We start from the raw sequence: 12,910 nt of genomic DNA on the forward strand, positions 1-12,910 counted from the left end.
GTAAGGAACGGCCCGTCGTGACCGTCTTGCCAGCGCAACACACGGCTGGCATGGCGAGCTACGATGCAGATTGCGCTGGTGACCCTCGGTGTATTGCTGGTCCTGGTGACGCCGCTGGTCGCGGTGCTGCCGGGTCCGGCCGGCATCTTCACCTTTGCCGCCGGCACCGCGTTGATCTTGCGCAATTCGCGCTGGGCAAGGCACCGTTTCGCCCGCCGGTTGCGGCGGCATCCGCGGCTGCGGGCGCTCACCGACCGCGCGCTGCGCCGCGCCAGCGCCAAACGGCGCCGGATGCGGGCGGGTACGTAACGCTCGGCGTTGACTTGCGCGGCCTCCATGGCTAAGGGACCACCCACGCGGCCGCCGTCACTGGCGGCTTTTTACGTTCTGGCAGTTTTGAATACCCGGGGAATGAGTGATGAAGCGGACTTTTCAGCCGAGCAACCTGGTACGGGCCCGTCGTCACGGCTTCCGCTCGCGCATGGCGACGCCGGGCGGCCGCAATGTGATCCGCGCGCGTCGTGCCCGCGGCCGCAAGAAGCTGTCGGCCTAACCAAAATGCTTCGCCGCCGGGATTATCTGGCGGCGAATGCGGGACGCCGGGCCCCCATGCCCGGCTTCGTTCTGCTGGTGCGTAACCGCAAGGCGGACGAACTGGCCGATACGCCGCCTGGCGCGATGCGAATCGGCATTACCGTATCGAAGAAGGTCGGAAACGCCGTCGTCCGTAACCGGATGAAGCGGCGTTTTCGCGCGCTTGCCGCAGAGCTGCTGCCCGAGCACGGCATTGCCGGTGCCGATCACGTGCTGATCGGCCGGGCGAGCGGGATCGAACGCCCGTTCGACGATCTGAAAGCCGACCTTTCCAAGGCGTTGCGCAAGGTTCGCCGGTGACCGACGCAGGCGACCCCGACCGTCCGGGCATCGCCGCCCGCGCGCTGATGCTGGTCGCGCGCGCGTGGCAACTGGGTCCGTCGCTGATCCTGCCGCCGTCGTGTCGCTATCAACCCTCCTGTTCGGCCTATGCAATCACCGCCCTTGCCCGCTATGGCGCGATCAAGGGGGCGTGGCTGGCCGCCAAACGGATCGCGCGCTGTCACCCCTGGGGCGGGCACGGCCATGATCCGGTGCCCTGAGTCTGCGCCGTAAGGATTGTACGTGAAGAACGACCAGAAGAATTTCCTGCTGTTCGCGGTACTGGCTGCGCTGGTGCTGTTCGGCTGGCCGTACATCGCCAACCATTTCTTCCCGGCCGCCAATCCGCCGGTGACGAAGCTGGAGGACGGCAGAAGCAAGCCCGTCGCCAATCCCGCGACCGATCCTGCCGCCGATACCGCGAACGCGATTCGTGACCGGGCGGTGGTGCTTCGCGAAACCCCGCGCGTGCTGATCGAAACCCCGTCGGTGCGCGGATCGATCAACCTGCGCGGCGGGCGGATCGACGATCTGGTGCTCGTGCGGCACAAGGAAACCATCGCCAAGGATTCGCCCCCCGTCCGGCTGCTGTCGCCATCGGGTACCGCCGATGCCTATTTCGCGCAGTTCGGCTGGAGCGGCACCGGCATCACTCCGCCGCCGGCCGACGCGCTGTGGACCGCGTCGGGCGCGAAGCTCACCCCGACCACCCCCGTCACGCTCACGACGCAGGCGGGCAGCCAGCGCTATTTGATGCAGATTTCGGTCGACAACGACTATATGTTCACCGTGCGCCAGAGCATCGTGAACACCGGCGCGCAGCCGGTGCAGGTCGCGACCTATGGCCTGCTCAGCCGTCGCGGCTCGCCGGTCGACAAGGACACGATGACGATCCAGGTCGGCCCGATCTACGAAGCGGGCAACGGCGTGAAGTTCGACGTCGATTACAAGGATATCGACGCCGCCCCCACGACCTTCAACGCGAAGGGCGGCTGGCTGGGCTTCACCGACCATTACTGGATGACCGCGCTGATCCCGGATCAGAACGCGCAGCACGGCCTGTCGCTCAAGGGCGCCGACCAGCGCCATCAGGCCGACTATCGCTCGCCGACCCTCGCTACGCTCAACCCGGGCCAGGCGATGACGCAGAGTGCGCGCTTCTTTGCAGGGGCAAAGGAGAACAAGGTCCTCAACGCCTATGAGGAACAGGGCGTGCCCTATTTCTCGCGGTCGATCGACTGGGGCTGGTTCCGCGTCGTCGAGGAACCGATCTTCGTCTATCTCGACTGGCTGTTCCGCATGGTCGGCAATTTCGGCGTGGCGATCATCCTGCTGACGCTCACCATCCGCGGCCTGATGTTCCCGATCGCCCAGCGCCAGTTCGCGTCGATGGCGGCGATGCGCGCGATCCAGCCCAAGCTGAAGGTGCTGCAGGAACGCTACAAGGACGACAAGCCACGCCTCCAGCAGGAGATGATGGCGTTGTACAAGACGGAAAAGGTGAACCCGGTCGCCGGCTGCCTGCCGACGCTGATCCAGATTCCGATCTTCTACGCGCTGTACAAGGTGCTGTTGCTGACCATCGAAATGCGGCACCAGCCGTTTGTCGGCTGGATCAAGGATCTGTCGGCACCCGATCCGGCGACGATCCTGAACCTGTTCGGCTATCTCGACTTCACCCCGCCGCACTTCCTGGCGATCGGCATCGTGCCGGTGCTGCTCGGCATCTCGATGTACTTCCAGTTCAAGCTGAACCCGGCACCGATGGACGACATGCAGAAGCAGGTCTTCGGGCTGATGCCGTGGGTGCTGATGTTCATCATGGCGCCGTTCGCGGTCGGCCTGCAGGTCTACTGGATCACGTCGAACCTGCTGACCATCGCACAGCAGCAACTGCTCTATTCGCGGCATCCGGCGCTCAAGCAGGCGCCGGCCAAGTGAACGACCTGCCACCCCCGCCGCCGGGCGACGACCGCTTCGATCCAGACCAGATCGAAGCGGCGCGCAAGATCTTTGCGGGCCCGATCCAGTTCCTGAAATCGGCACCGTCGCTCGACCATCTGCCGTCGCCAGACGTGCCGGAGATCGCGTTCGCCGGCCGATCGAACGTCGGCAAGTCGTCGCTGCTCAACGCGCTGACCGGCCGCACTTCGCTCGCGCGCACCTCGGTTACGCCGGGGCGGACGCAGGAGCTGAACTTCTTCGACATCGGGCAGCCGCTGAAACTGCGGCTGGTCGACATGCCCGGATACGGGTTCGCCAAGGCGCCCAAGGACATGGTCCGCAAGTGGCGCTATCTGGTGAACGACTATCTGCGCGGGCGGCAGGTATTGAAGCGCACACTGGTCCTGATCGATTCGCGCCACGGCATCAAGGATGTCGATCGCGAAGTGTTCGAGATGCTGGACAAGGCGGCGACCAGCTACCGCATCGTCCTGACCAAGACCGACAAGATCAAGGCGACCGAGTTGGACGCCGTGTACGCGGCGGTGGGCGACGAGGTCCGCAAGCGTCCGGCCGCGCATCCCGACGTCATCTCGACGTCGAGTGAAAAAGGCATGGGCATCGCCGAACTGCGCGCGGCGGTGATCGAATCGATCGGGTGACCTACCGTCATTCCGGCGCAGGCCGGAATCCATGGATGGGGTAAGGTCGCGATAAACCGCGAACACCCGACACAATGGATCCCGGCCTGCGCCGGGATGACGGCAGAAATCATTTACCCCGACTTCGACACAAACAACCCCGCCCCCAGCGCCACCGCCCCGACCGACAACGCGCACGCCACGATCATCAGCAACCCGTCGCGCACCAGCAGCGCGATGCCGAACGCCATGATCGCCGCCATCGGCGCGGTGCTGGCGAAGGGCAGCAGTTCCAGCGGCGGCACGGTCAGGCACAGCAGCACTACCGCCACCCCGGCGACCTTGACCATCGGCCCCTTGGTCAGCGCCGGTAGCCGCCCGTGAAACCATTTGTCCATCCGCTTGGCGATCGGCCGCGTCTTGTCGGCGACCTTGACCAGCTTTTCGCCCTTCAGCCCACGATTGGCGAGGAAGCCCGGCAACCACAGATGCTTGCGGCCGAGGATCAACTGAACGGCAAGCAGGATCATCACCACCGCCATTGCCGTCGGCAAGCCGGGAATGCCGCCGACCGGCGAAATGTCGATCAGCGGAAAGATGATGAAGAACGGGCCATAGGCACGCTGGCCCAGCGCCTCCAGCATGTCGCCCAGCTTCGCTTTCTCGGCACCGGCCTGCTCGCCCAGTTCCTTCAACCGGTCAAGCACCTCGCCCACGCTATGCGGATCGCCGCCTTTTTCGTTTTCCGCCATGGATTTGCCAACGGATCGTTCCGCCCCCGGTTCCAATCGCTCGACACGGGCGCCGTCGCATGGCACCACCCGCGCCCATGCTGAAGCTCATCATCGGGAACAAGGCCTATTCCTCCTGGTCGCTGCGCGGCTGGCTGGCGGCCAAGCTGTCAGGCCTGCCGTTCGAGGAGGTCGTCGTGCCGCTCTACGACGCCGACTGGGACAAACGCCGCGAAGGCGACGAATTCGCGCCGTCGTCGGGCAAGGTGCCGATCCTGTGGGACGGCGACGACATCGTCGTGTGGGACAGCCTGGCGATCGTCGAATATCTCAACGAGAAATCGGGCGGCGACAAATTCTGGCCGGCCGACCCGGCGGCGCGCGCCATGGCCCGGTCGATGGCCGCCGAAATGCATTCGGGCTTCGCGCCGCTACGCCGCAAGCACAGCATGAACGTCCGCCAGGTCTATGATCCGACCCAACCCGACGACGACGTCGCCGCCGACCTTTCGCGCATCTACGAGCTATGGGCACAGGCCCGCGCCCGCTTCGGCCAGGGTGGCGACTATCTGTTCGGCGAATTCGGCGCGGCCGACATCATGTTCGCGCCGGTCGCGACGCGGATCGTCACCTATTCGCTGCCCTGCCCGCGCTTCGCGATGGGCTATATCATCACCCTGTTGCAGCACCCATGGATGCAGGACTGGATCGCCAGCGCCCAGGAAGAAGACTGGGTCCTCGAACAGTACGAACAGCCGGTGAAATAAGCTCCTCCCCGGCACGGGGAGGATTTTCAGGCCAGAAACCCCGCGATCGCGTCGCCCAGTTCCTTCTTCACCACCGCGCTCATGTGGTTGCCGGGTGTCTCGATCAGCCGCGCATCGGGCAACAAGTTGGCCAGCGCGGCGTGGCTGCCATTATCGTCGTCCTCCTCGCCCGCCAGCACCAGCACCGGCTGCCGAATACCGGCCAGTTCCTCGCGCGAGGTGTCGACGAACGTTTCGAGGATGCCGAGCAGCGCCACCGGATCGCCTCCGGTGGTCTTCAGGAACGCCTCCGCCATCCATTCCGGCGACCCGCGCTCGAAGCTGCCGAGATTGGTCAGGATGCGCCGGAAATGCGCCGCGCGCCGCCCGGTGTCGAGCAACCCTTCCAGCCCCATGCCGCTCAGCACCAGCCTGCCCGGCGTCGCGCCCATCGTTACCATCCGCACCGCCGTCCGCGCGCCGAGCGAATAGCCGCCCAGGTCATAGTCGGTCAGCCCGAGATGCGCGATCAGCGCCATGCCGTCCTTCGCCAGCGCATCGGGCGGATAGGCGGCGGCGTCGTGCGGCCGGGCGCTCGCCCCATGCGCGCGCAGATCGGGCATGATGACCCGTCGACCGAGCGCCGCGACCTTCGCCGCATGGCCGTACTTGATCCAGTTGGTCTGCGCGTCGCTGAAATAGCCGTGGATCAGCACGACCGGCCGCCCCTCACCTATTTCGGCCCAGGCGATCTCGACCCCGTCGAAGCTCGCGAAACGATGGGTGGTGACAGGGGGCTGGGTCACGATCATGCAGTCCTTGGCCGGAATTTCGCGAAGGGCTATGCGCGGACCGATCCCGCCTGTCGAGCCGGGCGTCGCGCATTTGCCGCTTCACCAGCGCGTGAAACCAAGTTAGTATCCCAAGCAACAAAAGAACAAGCGGAAGAGGATGCCGGCCAGCCCGGAGACCACCGCCATCAATCCCGCCCTGCCCCATAACGGCGTACCGCACAGCCGATCCGAAGATGTCTATGCGATCATCGTCGGCTGCGTGATGATCGCGCTGGGCCTCGCCATGCTGCGCGCCGCCGGACTGGTGACCGGCGGCATCGCCGGGGTGGCGTTGCTGGTGTCCTATCTCGTGCCGCTGCCGACCGGCGTGCTGTTCACGCTGATCAACATTCCCTTCTTCCTGTTCGCGCGCGCGGCGATGGGGTCGCGCTTCATGTGGCGCACCATCGCGGTCAATGGCGGCATCGCGCTGTTTTCGACGATGGCGCGCTACGGCTTTCGCATCGTCGAGGTGCATCCGGCCTTCGCCGCGGTCGCGGGCGGTACGGTGATCGGCATGGGCATCCTCGCGCTGGCGCGGCACGATGCCGGCGTCGGCGGGACCGGCGTGGTGACGCTGTGGCTGCAACGCACGCGCGGGTGGAATGCGGGGCGGACGCAGATCGCGATCGACCTCGCCATCCTTGCCGCGTCCTTCGCGGTCGTCGCCCCGGTACAGGTCGCCTGGTCGGCGCTCAGCGCGGCGGCGATCAGCGGCATCCTGATCGCGTGGCACCGGCCGGGACGCTACACCGGCTATTGACGGGTCAGGCGGCGATGGCCGTCAGCTGATCGTTCTCACGCAACATGGCCGATGCGCGTTCGGTGGCGTGGCGGATATCCTCGGCCAGCGACTTCACCTCGCGCGCGACCACGGCAAAGCCGCTCCCCGCCTCACCCGCGCGCGCCGCCTCGATCGCGGCGTTCAACGCGACCAGCCGCGTCTGCGCGGTGATATCGCCGATCGAGGTGACGATCGCCGCCAGTTGCGTCATCAGCAGCCGCAGCGCCTCCGCCTGCTGCTCCAGCCGCGCCTGAAACCGCTGCCCCTCGTCGAAGCGTGCCTGCACTTCGCGTTCCAGCAGCACCTGCCGCGTCAGGTCGGTCGCGATCTTGACGATCGAGGTCGGTTGGCCGCGACCGTCGAGGATCGGGTTGTAGGTCGCCTGCAACCACACATCATGGCCCTGCCGGTCGATCCGCCGGTACAATCCGCTGTCGAACGCGCCCTCGCCCAGCTTGTGCCAGAATTGCGCATAATGCGCGGAAACGCCATCTTCCGTCCGACAGAAAATCCGGTGATGCCGGCCGCGTATCTCCGGCAGGCCATATCCCATGACGTCGAGGAACAGATCGTTGGCCCACAGGACGGTGCCGTCCAGCCCGAAATGGACCACCGCCTGCGACCGGCAGATCGCCTCCCACGCACCGTGATACAGCGCGCTATCCTGGATGAACTGCGTGTCCATGCACACATCATGCGCGCATAGCGTTAAGGACGACTTAGGAAATCGGAACGGCTTCCGAAAAACAACGGTACGTCAGGTACGTAGCGCGCCGCGGCCGCCGCGGAAGCCGCGCCCGGTCAATCCTTCTTCAGGTGCCGGCGACCCAGCAGCTCCGCGATCTGCACCGCGTTCAGCGCGGCGCCCTTGCGCAGATTGTCGCTGACGCACCACAGGGCCAGGCCGTTCTCGACGGTCGAATCCTCGCGCACGCGGCTGACATAGGTCGCGAAGTCGCCGACGCATTCGATCGGAGTTGCGTATCCGCCGTCCTCACGCTTGTCGACCAGCATGATGCCGGGCGCCTCGCGCAGGATCTTCTGCGCATCCTCGGCCGACAGCTCGTTTTCCAGCTCGATATTGATCGCTTCCGAATGGCCGACGAACACGGGAACGCGAACGCAGGTCGCGGTCACCTTGATCTTGGGATCGAGGATCTTCTTGGTCTCGACCACCATCTTCCACTCTTCCTTGGTCGACCCGTCGTCGAGGAAGCTGTCGATGTGCGGGATCACGTTGAACGCGATCTGCTTGGTGAACTTCTTGGGCTCTGCCGAGTCACCGACGAAGATGTTGCGGCTCTGTTCGAACAGCTCGTCCATCCCCGCCTTGCCCGCGCCCGACACCGACTGGTAGGTCGCGACGACGACGCGCTTGATCGTGGCGGCATCGTGCAGCGGCTTCAATGCCACGACCATCTGCGCGGTCGAGCAATTGGGGTTGGCGATGATGTTGCGCGTCTTGTACCCGTCGATCGCCTCCGGGTTCACTTCCGGCACGATCAGCGGAACGTCGGGGTCCATGCGGTACAGCGACGAATTGTCGATCACCGTGCAGCCGGCGGCGGCGAACTTGGGCGCATAGACCTTGGTCGCCTCGCTGCCGATCGCGAACAGCGCCATGTCCCATCCGGTCGGATCGAAATGCTCGATATTCTGGATCTTGTACTGCTTACCGGTCTCGCCGAAATCGGCCATGTCGCCGGCCGAGCGCGACGATGCCAGCACCGCCAGATCGTCGATCGGAAACTCGCGCTCCGCCAGGATGTTTAGCATTTCGCGCCCGACATTGCCGGTCGCGCCCGCGACGACTACCCGATACCCCACTTGCATACTCCGCGTTCTTAACTTGCGCGAACGCATAGTCGCCTTGCAAGAAAAGTCCAGCGGTTCGCGGATCACGGTCAGCTCCTGCGCCGCTCTTGCCTGGGGATCGGTGGCGCGTGCATGATCCCGGCCGGAGCGGAGGACAAGGCTGAATGCAACACCCAAGGCGTTTTATCTCAGCGACATTCCGGCGGTCATGCGGCGCGAGCAATGGCCGATTGGCGCAGCATTGATGGATCGCTGGTTCGCAGCGAAGGCCTGGGCCATGCCGACAGCCGTCAAGCGCGGCCAGCAACCAGCGCCGCCGCGTGCCGTCGATACCACCACCGTCACGATGGCATGGGCAATGGCGGTGCCGCGCTTCGCCGCTGCCCAACGCCGGCTGCTGGCAACATGGTCGCGTGGTGAGCGGCTCGGTCCCAGTCCGGGCGAAGTCGTGCGCAGGTCCTGCGGTGGATGCGCATCTACCGTGTCGCCGGTGATCGCTCGTTCCGCTTCGGCGACCTGAGACGGCGGGTCCCGGTCATCGACATGGACTGCGCGATCAACCGCGAGGTGGTCGACAGCGCCTGGTATGGCGCCGCCGACGATTTCTACGCCGCGTTCGGCAGCGCGCTGGTACGGCTGGCAGTCAGCGGCATGGTCGAACCCGTATCCGGCGGCTGGCGGGTGAGCATCGATCAGGTCGGTACCTACCTGCGTGACTCTTACGATTTCAACGGCAACCAGCCGCTGGGCAGCTGGGGTCCGGGCGGCCTTTTGCGCGTCGCGCTACTCGCACCGGCCATCGAAGTAGAGGTCCGCAAGCAACCCTCCTCTTTCCGACAGGGGTTTGCCTGTTTCCCGGTCAGCAACGACCCGTTCCGGCAATATCGTGGCGTTACGGACATGGGCGGGGACTTCATGATCTATTCGGACATACGCGGGCAGCGACTGGCCCAGCCCGTCACCGTCATGGTGCCACGATGAGCCGGCGGCCGTGGCGTGCGCCGGTAGTCGCGATCGCCTTCGTTGCGGGCACCGCAGTCGGCGCGACTGCCGGACTGCATTGGGCGACGCCGGGTGCCCTGATCGACATCGAAACCTCACCCGACCAGAAAGAACGGGTCGAGCTCTATCGCCCGGATCGCTGGCAGCAGCTGACGGGCCACAATGCAAACGACTATGCCATCGCCCGCCTGTCCTCGACCGCCGACGGCACGATCCTCGCCACCAGTCCGCCCTTCTACCTCGACGGATCGGGCGCGACGCGGTGGTCGCCCCGCGCGGTCGAGATCGGTGTCGCCGCCCGGTACGACCGGGCGACGGGCCGATGGTCGGTGCAATAGCTTACGGCTTGTCCTTCACCTGCCGGTTCAGGAAGTTCAGGATCGTCTTCCACAGATGCTCGCTCACCCCCGGTCCGCCGACGCGGTGGGTCTGCCCCGGATAGAGCATCAGTTCGAACGGTGTCGCCGATTTCTGCATCGCCGCCATCATCGCGGTCGAATGTTCCAGCACGACGTTATCGTCGGCCATGCCGTGGATCAGCAGCATCGGATCGCTGATCTTCGCCGCGTCCGCCACCGTCGCCGACGTGGCATAGGCTTCGGGCACCGTGCGGGGATCGCCCATATAGCGCTCGGTATAATGGGTGTCGTACAGTTCCCAGCGCGACACCGGCGCGCCCGCCACGCCCGCCGCGAACACGCCCGGCGCCTTTTCCAGCATCTTGAGCGTCATATAGCCGCCATAGGACCAGCCATAGGTCGCGATCTTGTCCGGCGCGACGAAGGGCAAGGTCTTGAGATAATTCGCGCCGGCAATCTGGTCGTCGACCTCGACCGATCCCATCGCGCGATAAATCTGGTTCTCGAACGCCTTGCCGCGTTCGGGCGATCCGCGATTATCGATCTCGAACCAGATCCACCCCTGATCGACCAGATATTGGCGCAGCGCCCCGCCCCATGCGCGGCGCACGACCTGGCTGCCCGGCCCGCCATAATGCGAGAAGAACACCGGATAGCGCTTGCCCGGCTCCAGCTTGGGCGTGATCATGTTCCAGTGCAGCACCGACCCGTCGGCCGCCTTGATCTCCCCGAACTGCGTCGGGCGATGGCTGGCGACATAGGGCGCGTAGGGGTGATCGCCGCTCAGCGCATTCTCGTTGATCCACGCGATCCGCTTGGCCGACGTATCCGCCAGATAGGTCTGCGCCGGCTGGTCGGGGTTGGAGCGGGTGACGATCAGCCGCGACGCCTTCCCGTCCATCGACGCGCCGTAGGACCAGCCCGCCTCGGTCATCCGCGTGACCGCGCCGGGCTTGGACAGGTCGACGCGGTATAGCTGCCGCTCCAGCACATCGTCCTTGTTGGCGAGGAAATAGACGCGCCCCTTCGCCTCGTCGACGCCCGCCAGATCTGCGACCATCCATTTGCCGCTGGTCAGCTGCGTCCACTTGCCTGCCTGCCAGCGGTACAGATGGCCGTACCCGTCGCGCTCCGACCACCAGATGAGACTCCCGTCCTTCATCATGTGATAGGCATCGGACAGGTTGATCCAGCTCTTCGGTCCCGATTCTTCGGTGAACAGCACGGTCGAGCGACCGGTTGTCGGATCGACCTTCAGCATGTCGAGCCTGGTCTGCGCCCGGTCCTGCCGCTGGACCAGCAGCGCCTTGCCATCCGGCGTCCAGTCGACCCGCGCCAGATAGATGTCGGGATCGGGGCCCAGGTCAACCTTCACCCGGCCCGACCCGTCCGGCTTCATCACATACAGGTCGACCAGCACGTTGGGCGTGCCCGCCTTCGGGTAACGCTGCTGATAGATGCTCGTCCCCTCGGCACCGATCGCCGAGCGGGTGACGATGCCGACCGGCGCCTCGTCGAAGCGCTGCACCGCGACCAGCCGGTCGCCCGGCGACCACCAATAGCCGGTACGCCGTCCCATTTCTTCCTGCGCGACGAACTCCGCCTCGCCGAAATGGACATTATCCTTGCCTTCGGTGGTGAGCGCGGTTTCCTTGCCGGTCTTCAGGTCCAGCGCCACCAGGTTCTGGTCGCGTACGAAGCTGACATAGTTGCCCTCCGGGCTGACCACCGGGTTCAGCTCGCCGCTCTCGCTGTTGGTCAGCCGGCGGACCTGGCCGTCGATCGTCGCGAGATAGAGGTCGCCGTCCAGCGGCACGAGGATCGACTTGCCATCGGGCGCCCAGTCATAGGCCAGGATGCCGCGCTTGCCGGTCAGCGAGCGGTCGCGCTCGCGCTGCATCTTTTCCGCTTCGGACAGCGCCGCACCGGTGCCGACCTTCTTGGAATCGACCAGCATCCGCCATTCGCGGGTGGTCGTGTCCATCGCCCACAGATCGAACCGCTCGCGCTCGTCCGCCCGATTGCGCAGCAGCGTGACGTACTTGCCGTCCGGCGACAGCTTCAAATTCTGCGGCTGGCTGCCGTTCAGGTCGGGGCTGGCGAACACCCGCTCCAGAGTCAGCTCGCCGGCCCTTGCCGGATTGCCGGCGGCCGCTGGCTGGGCCGGTTCACTCGCCATCCCGGCCGTTCCCATTGCCAGCAACGCTGCGCCCATCAACCATTTTACCATAGTGCCCCGTATCCTTGCCCGGCACGTCCGCGCCGGTCGTATCGGTTGTTATCGCTTGGGGGACGGCGGAGGTAAATGGCTGAATTAGGCGGGTCGCGGACCGGTCCTACCAATGCCGTACCCCCGCGCAGGCGGGGGTCCAGGGTCACAGGCGCGGGCCGTGGTCAGCTTGGCTCCGGATTCCCGCCTGCGCGGGAATGACGGAACGCCCTACATCGTCTCGCCGGGATCGACGCCCCACAGCCGCGACTGTTCGACATAGCCCCCGCGCCCCTTCACATCGAAGAAGCACCATGCGCCATTGCATCGCGACAACCGCCCGACGACCCCCGGCGCGGCGCGCCACACCACCGCCGCCCCCGCCTGCGGCGACGCGCGCAGTTCGACCACCTCGCGCCCGACAAAGCCGGTGCGCCGGTCGCTCAGCAGCCCGACCTGCAACCATCCACGCGTGCCGTCCGGGTCCTCGACCCGGCGCCAGTCCTGATAGATGTCGAGCACCTTGATCGGCATGTCGGCGCGGCGATAGACCCACTGGGTCGGATAATTCTTGCCCGGCCCGCTGCGCATCCGCGCCTCGCCCGCGGCGATCGACGCATAATAGGGCGTCTTGCGGCGCTGCGCATCGGCCGCTCCCGTCGCAACCACCGTCAGCACCGCCGCCACCGCGATCGATCGCCCGCCCAAGCGCATGATATTGTCCCCGAATGTCTGTCGCTTGACGATACAGGCCAGGGACAGACAGCCGGGGAGAATATCGTCCGCTTGGACGGGCGATCTATCGCGGTGGCTGCGGGGCGGACGGGGGCGGCGAGGGATGCGGGCGTGGGGCAGCGCCGCAGAACGCGCGGGGAGGCGGCGGTGGAGGTGGGCGAGGGTTGATATGGCAGGAGACGGGACAGCTGTTGAA

General features: G+C 65.8%; 17 protein-coding genes. 11 read left to right on the forward strand and 6 right to left on the reverse strand.

Annotated features, from left to right (window positions below; genetic code table 11):
• Positions 1-63: 63 nt before the first annotated feature.
• The 6 genes from CA237_RS08260 (at position 64) to yihA (ending at position 3,521) form a co-directional block, all read left to right on the forward strand.
• Entirely contained in the window at positions 64-309 is a 246-nt protein-coding gene (locus tag CA237_RS08260; RefSeq protein ID WP_066694187.1) for a hypothetical protein, read from the forward strand.
• A gap of 109 nt (positions 310-418) precedes the next feature.
• The gene (gene rpmH / locus CA237_RS08265) at positions 419-553 is read left to right on the forward strand and encodes a 50S ribosomal protein L34 (RefSeq protein WP_055760664.1); all 135 of its coding nucleotides are present in this window, start codon (positions 419-421) and stop codon (positions 551-553) included.
• A gap of 5 nt (positions 554-558) precedes the next feature.
• Positions 559-894, forward strand: coding sequence for a ribonuclease P protein component (rnpA, locus tag CA237_RS08270; RefSeq protein WP_066694189.1), 336 nt, complete (start codon positions 559-561; stop codon positions 892-894).
• A 29-nt stretch (positions 895-923) separates the two neighbouring features.
• Complete coding sequence (gene yidD, locus CA237_RS08275) at positions 924-1,136, forward strand: membrane protein insertion efficiency factor YidD (protein WP_055818097.1); 213 nt, start codon at positions 924-926, stop codon at positions 1,134-1,136.
• 22 nt (positions 1,137-1,158) lie between these two features.
• On the forward strand, positions 1,159-2,856 hold the full coding sequence (yidC, locus tag CA237_RS08280; protein WP_066694561.1) for a membrane protein insertase YidC: 1,698 nt from the start codon (positions 1,159-1,161) through the stop codon (positions 2,854-2,856).
• Entirely contained in the window at positions 2,853-3,521 is a 669-nt protein-coding gene (gene yihA / locus CA237_RS08285; protein ID WP_066694191.1) for a ribosome biogenesis GTP-binding protein YihA/YsxC, read from the forward strand. Before yidC ends, yihA begins: the two co-directional genes overlap by 4 nt.
• Before the next feature lie 113 nt (positions 3,522-3,634).
• Here the strand turns inward: yihA and CA237_RS08290 are convergent, their stop codons facing one another.
• Complete coding sequence (locus tag CA237_RS08290) at positions 3,635-4,252, reverse strand: exopolysaccharide biosynthesis protein (protein ID WP_066694193.1); 618 nt, start codon at positions 4,250-4,252, stop codon at positions 3,635-3,637.
• A 77-nt stretch (positions 4,253-4,329) separates the two neighbouring features.
• On the opposite strand from CA237_RS08290, the gene CA237_RS08295 reads away from it, so the two are divergent.
• A complete protein-coding gene (locus tag CA237_RS08295) occupies positions 4,330-4,998 on the forward strand; it encodes a glutathione S-transferase family protein (RefSeq protein ID WP_066694195.1) in 669 nt (222 codons plus the stop codon).
• Positions 4,999-5,024: 26 nt separating this feature from the next.
• Here the strand turns inward: CA237_RS08295 and CA237_RS08300 are convergent, their stop codons facing one another.
• The gene (locus tag CA237_RS08300) at positions 5,025-5,783 is read right to left on the reverse strand and encodes an alpha/beta fold hydrolase (protein WP_232308069.1); all 759 of its coding nucleotides are present in this window, start codon (positions 5,781-5,783) and stop codon (positions 5,025-5,027) included.
• Between the two features lie 145 nt (positions 5,784-5,928).
• Here CA237_RS08300 and CA237_RS08305 point away from each other — a divergent pair, with 145 nt between their 5' ends.
• Positions 5,929-6,573, forward strand: coding sequence for a YitT family protein (locus CA237_RS08305; RefSeq protein ID WP_126013677.1), 645 nt, complete (start codon positions 5,929-5,931; stop codon positions 6,571-6,573).
• A 4-nt stretch (positions 6,574-6,577) separates the two neighbouring features.
• Here the strand turns inward: CA237_RS08305 and CA237_RS20130 are convergent, their stop codons facing one another.
• Complete coding sequence (locus tag CA237_RS20130; RefSeq protein ID WP_066694202.1) at positions 6,578-7,279, reverse strand: methyl-accepting chemotaxis protein; 702 nt, start codon at positions 7,277-7,279, stop codon at positions 6,578-6,580.
• A 116-nt stretch (positions 7,280-7,395) separates the two neighbouring features.
• Complete coding sequence (locus tag CA237_RS08315; protein WP_066694562.1) at positions 7,396-8,421, reverse strand: aspartate-semialdehyde dehydrogenase; 1,026 nt, start codon at positions 8,419-8,421, stop codon at positions 7,396-7,398.
• A gap of 148 nt (positions 8,422-8,569) precedes the next feature.
• On the opposite strand from CA237_RS08315, the gene CA237_RS20135 reads away from it, so the two are divergent.
• The 3 genes from CA237_RS20135 to CA237_RS08330 are packed head-to-tail and all read left to right on the forward strand — an operon-like array spanning position 8,570 to position 9,749.
• Positions 8,570-8,929, forward strand: a complete 360-nt coding sequence (locus tag CA237_RS20135; protein ID WP_277600133.1) for a DUF6402 family protein — start codon at positions 8,570-8,572, stop codon at positions 8,927-8,929.
• Positions 8,878-9,390 (forward strand): DUF6402 family protein, encoded by a 513-nt coding sequence (locus CA237_RS08325; protein WP_126013683.1) that lies wholly within the window; start codon positions 8,878-8,880, stop codon positions 9,388-9,390. Before CA237_RS20135 ends, CA237_RS08325 begins: the two co-directional genes overlap by 52 nt.
• A complete protein-coding gene (locus tag CA237_RS08330) occupies positions 9,387-9,749 on the forward strand; it encodes a hypothetical protein (protein ID WP_066694209.1) in 363 nt (120 codons plus the stop codon). Before CA237_RS08325 ends, CA237_RS08330 begins: the two co-directional genes overlap by 4 nt.
• A gap of 1 nt (position 9,750) precedes the next feature.
• On the opposite strand, the gene CA237_RS08335 is transcribed toward CA237_RS08330, so the two are convergent.
• Positions 9,751-11,949 (reverse strand): DPP IV N-terminal domain-containing protein, encoded by a 2,199-nt coding sequence (locus CA237_RS08335; protein WP_241215451.1) that lies wholly within the window; start codon positions 11,947-11,949, stop codon positions 9,751-9,753.
• Between the two features lie 261 nt (positions 11,950-12,210).
• Entirely contained in the window at positions 12,211-12,693 is a 483-nt protein-coding gene (locus CA237_RS08340) for an SH3 domain-containing protein (RefSeq protein ID WP_066694212.1), read from the reverse strand.
• Positions 12,694-12,910 lie beyond the last annotated feature (217 nt).

The organism is Sphingomonas sp. ABOLH, assembly GCF_003951715.1.
Classification (GTDB): Bacteria; Pseudomonadota; Alphaproteobacteria; order Sphingomonadales; family Sphingomonadaceae; genus Sphingomonas; species Sphingomonas hankookensis_A.

What these genes read in the sequence shown, in the direction of transcription:
- CA237_RS08260 (WP_066694187.1), top strand. Translation starts at nt 64, where the DNA reads ATGCAGATTGCGCTGGTGACCCTCGGTGTATTGCTGGTCCTGGTGACG.
- rpmH (WP_055760664.1), top strand. Translation starts at nt 419, where the DNA reads ATGAAGCGGACTTTTCAGCCGAGCAACCTGGTACGGGCCCGTCGTCAC.
- rnpA (WP_066694189.1), top strand. Translation starts at nt 559, where the DNA reads ATGCTTCGCCGCCGGGATTATCTGGCGGCGAATGCGGGACGCCGGGCC.
- CA237_RS08290 (WP_066694193.1), bottom strand. Translation starts at nt 4,252, where the DNA reads ATGGCGGAAAACGAAAAAGGCGGCGATCCGCATAGCGTGGGCGAGGTG.
- CA237_RS08295 (WP_066694195.1), top strand. Translation starts at nt 4,330, where the DNA reads ATGCTGAAGCTCATCATCGGGAACAAGGCCTATTCCTCCTGGTCGCTG.
- CA237_RS08305 (WP_126013677.1), top strand. Translation starts at nt 5,929, where the DNA reads ATGCCGGCCAGCCCGGAGACCACCGCCATCAATCCCGCCCTGCCCCAT.
- CA237_RS20130 (WP_066694202.1), bottom strand. Translation starts at nt 7,279, where the DNA reads ATGGACACGCAGTTCATCCAGGATAGCGCGCTGTATCACGGTGCGTGG.
- CA237_RS08325 (WP_126013683.1), top strand. Translation starts at nt 8,878, where the DNA reads ATGCGCATCTACCGTGTCGCCGGTGATCGCTCGTTCCGCTTCGGCGAC.
- CA237_RS08330 (WP_066694209.1), top strand. Translation starts at nt 9,387, where the DNA reads ATGAGCCGGCGGCCGTGGCGTGCGCCGGTAGTCGCGATCGCCTTCGTT.
- CA237_RS08335 (WP_241215451.1), bottom strand. Translation starts at nt 11,949, where the DNA reads ATGGCGAGTGAACCGGCCCAGCCAGCGGCCGCCGGCAATCCGGCAAGG.
- CA237_RS08340 (WP_066694212.1), bottom strand. Translation starts at nt 12,693, where the DNA reads ATGCGCTTGGGCGGGCGATCGATCGCGGTGGCGGCGGTGCTGACGGTG.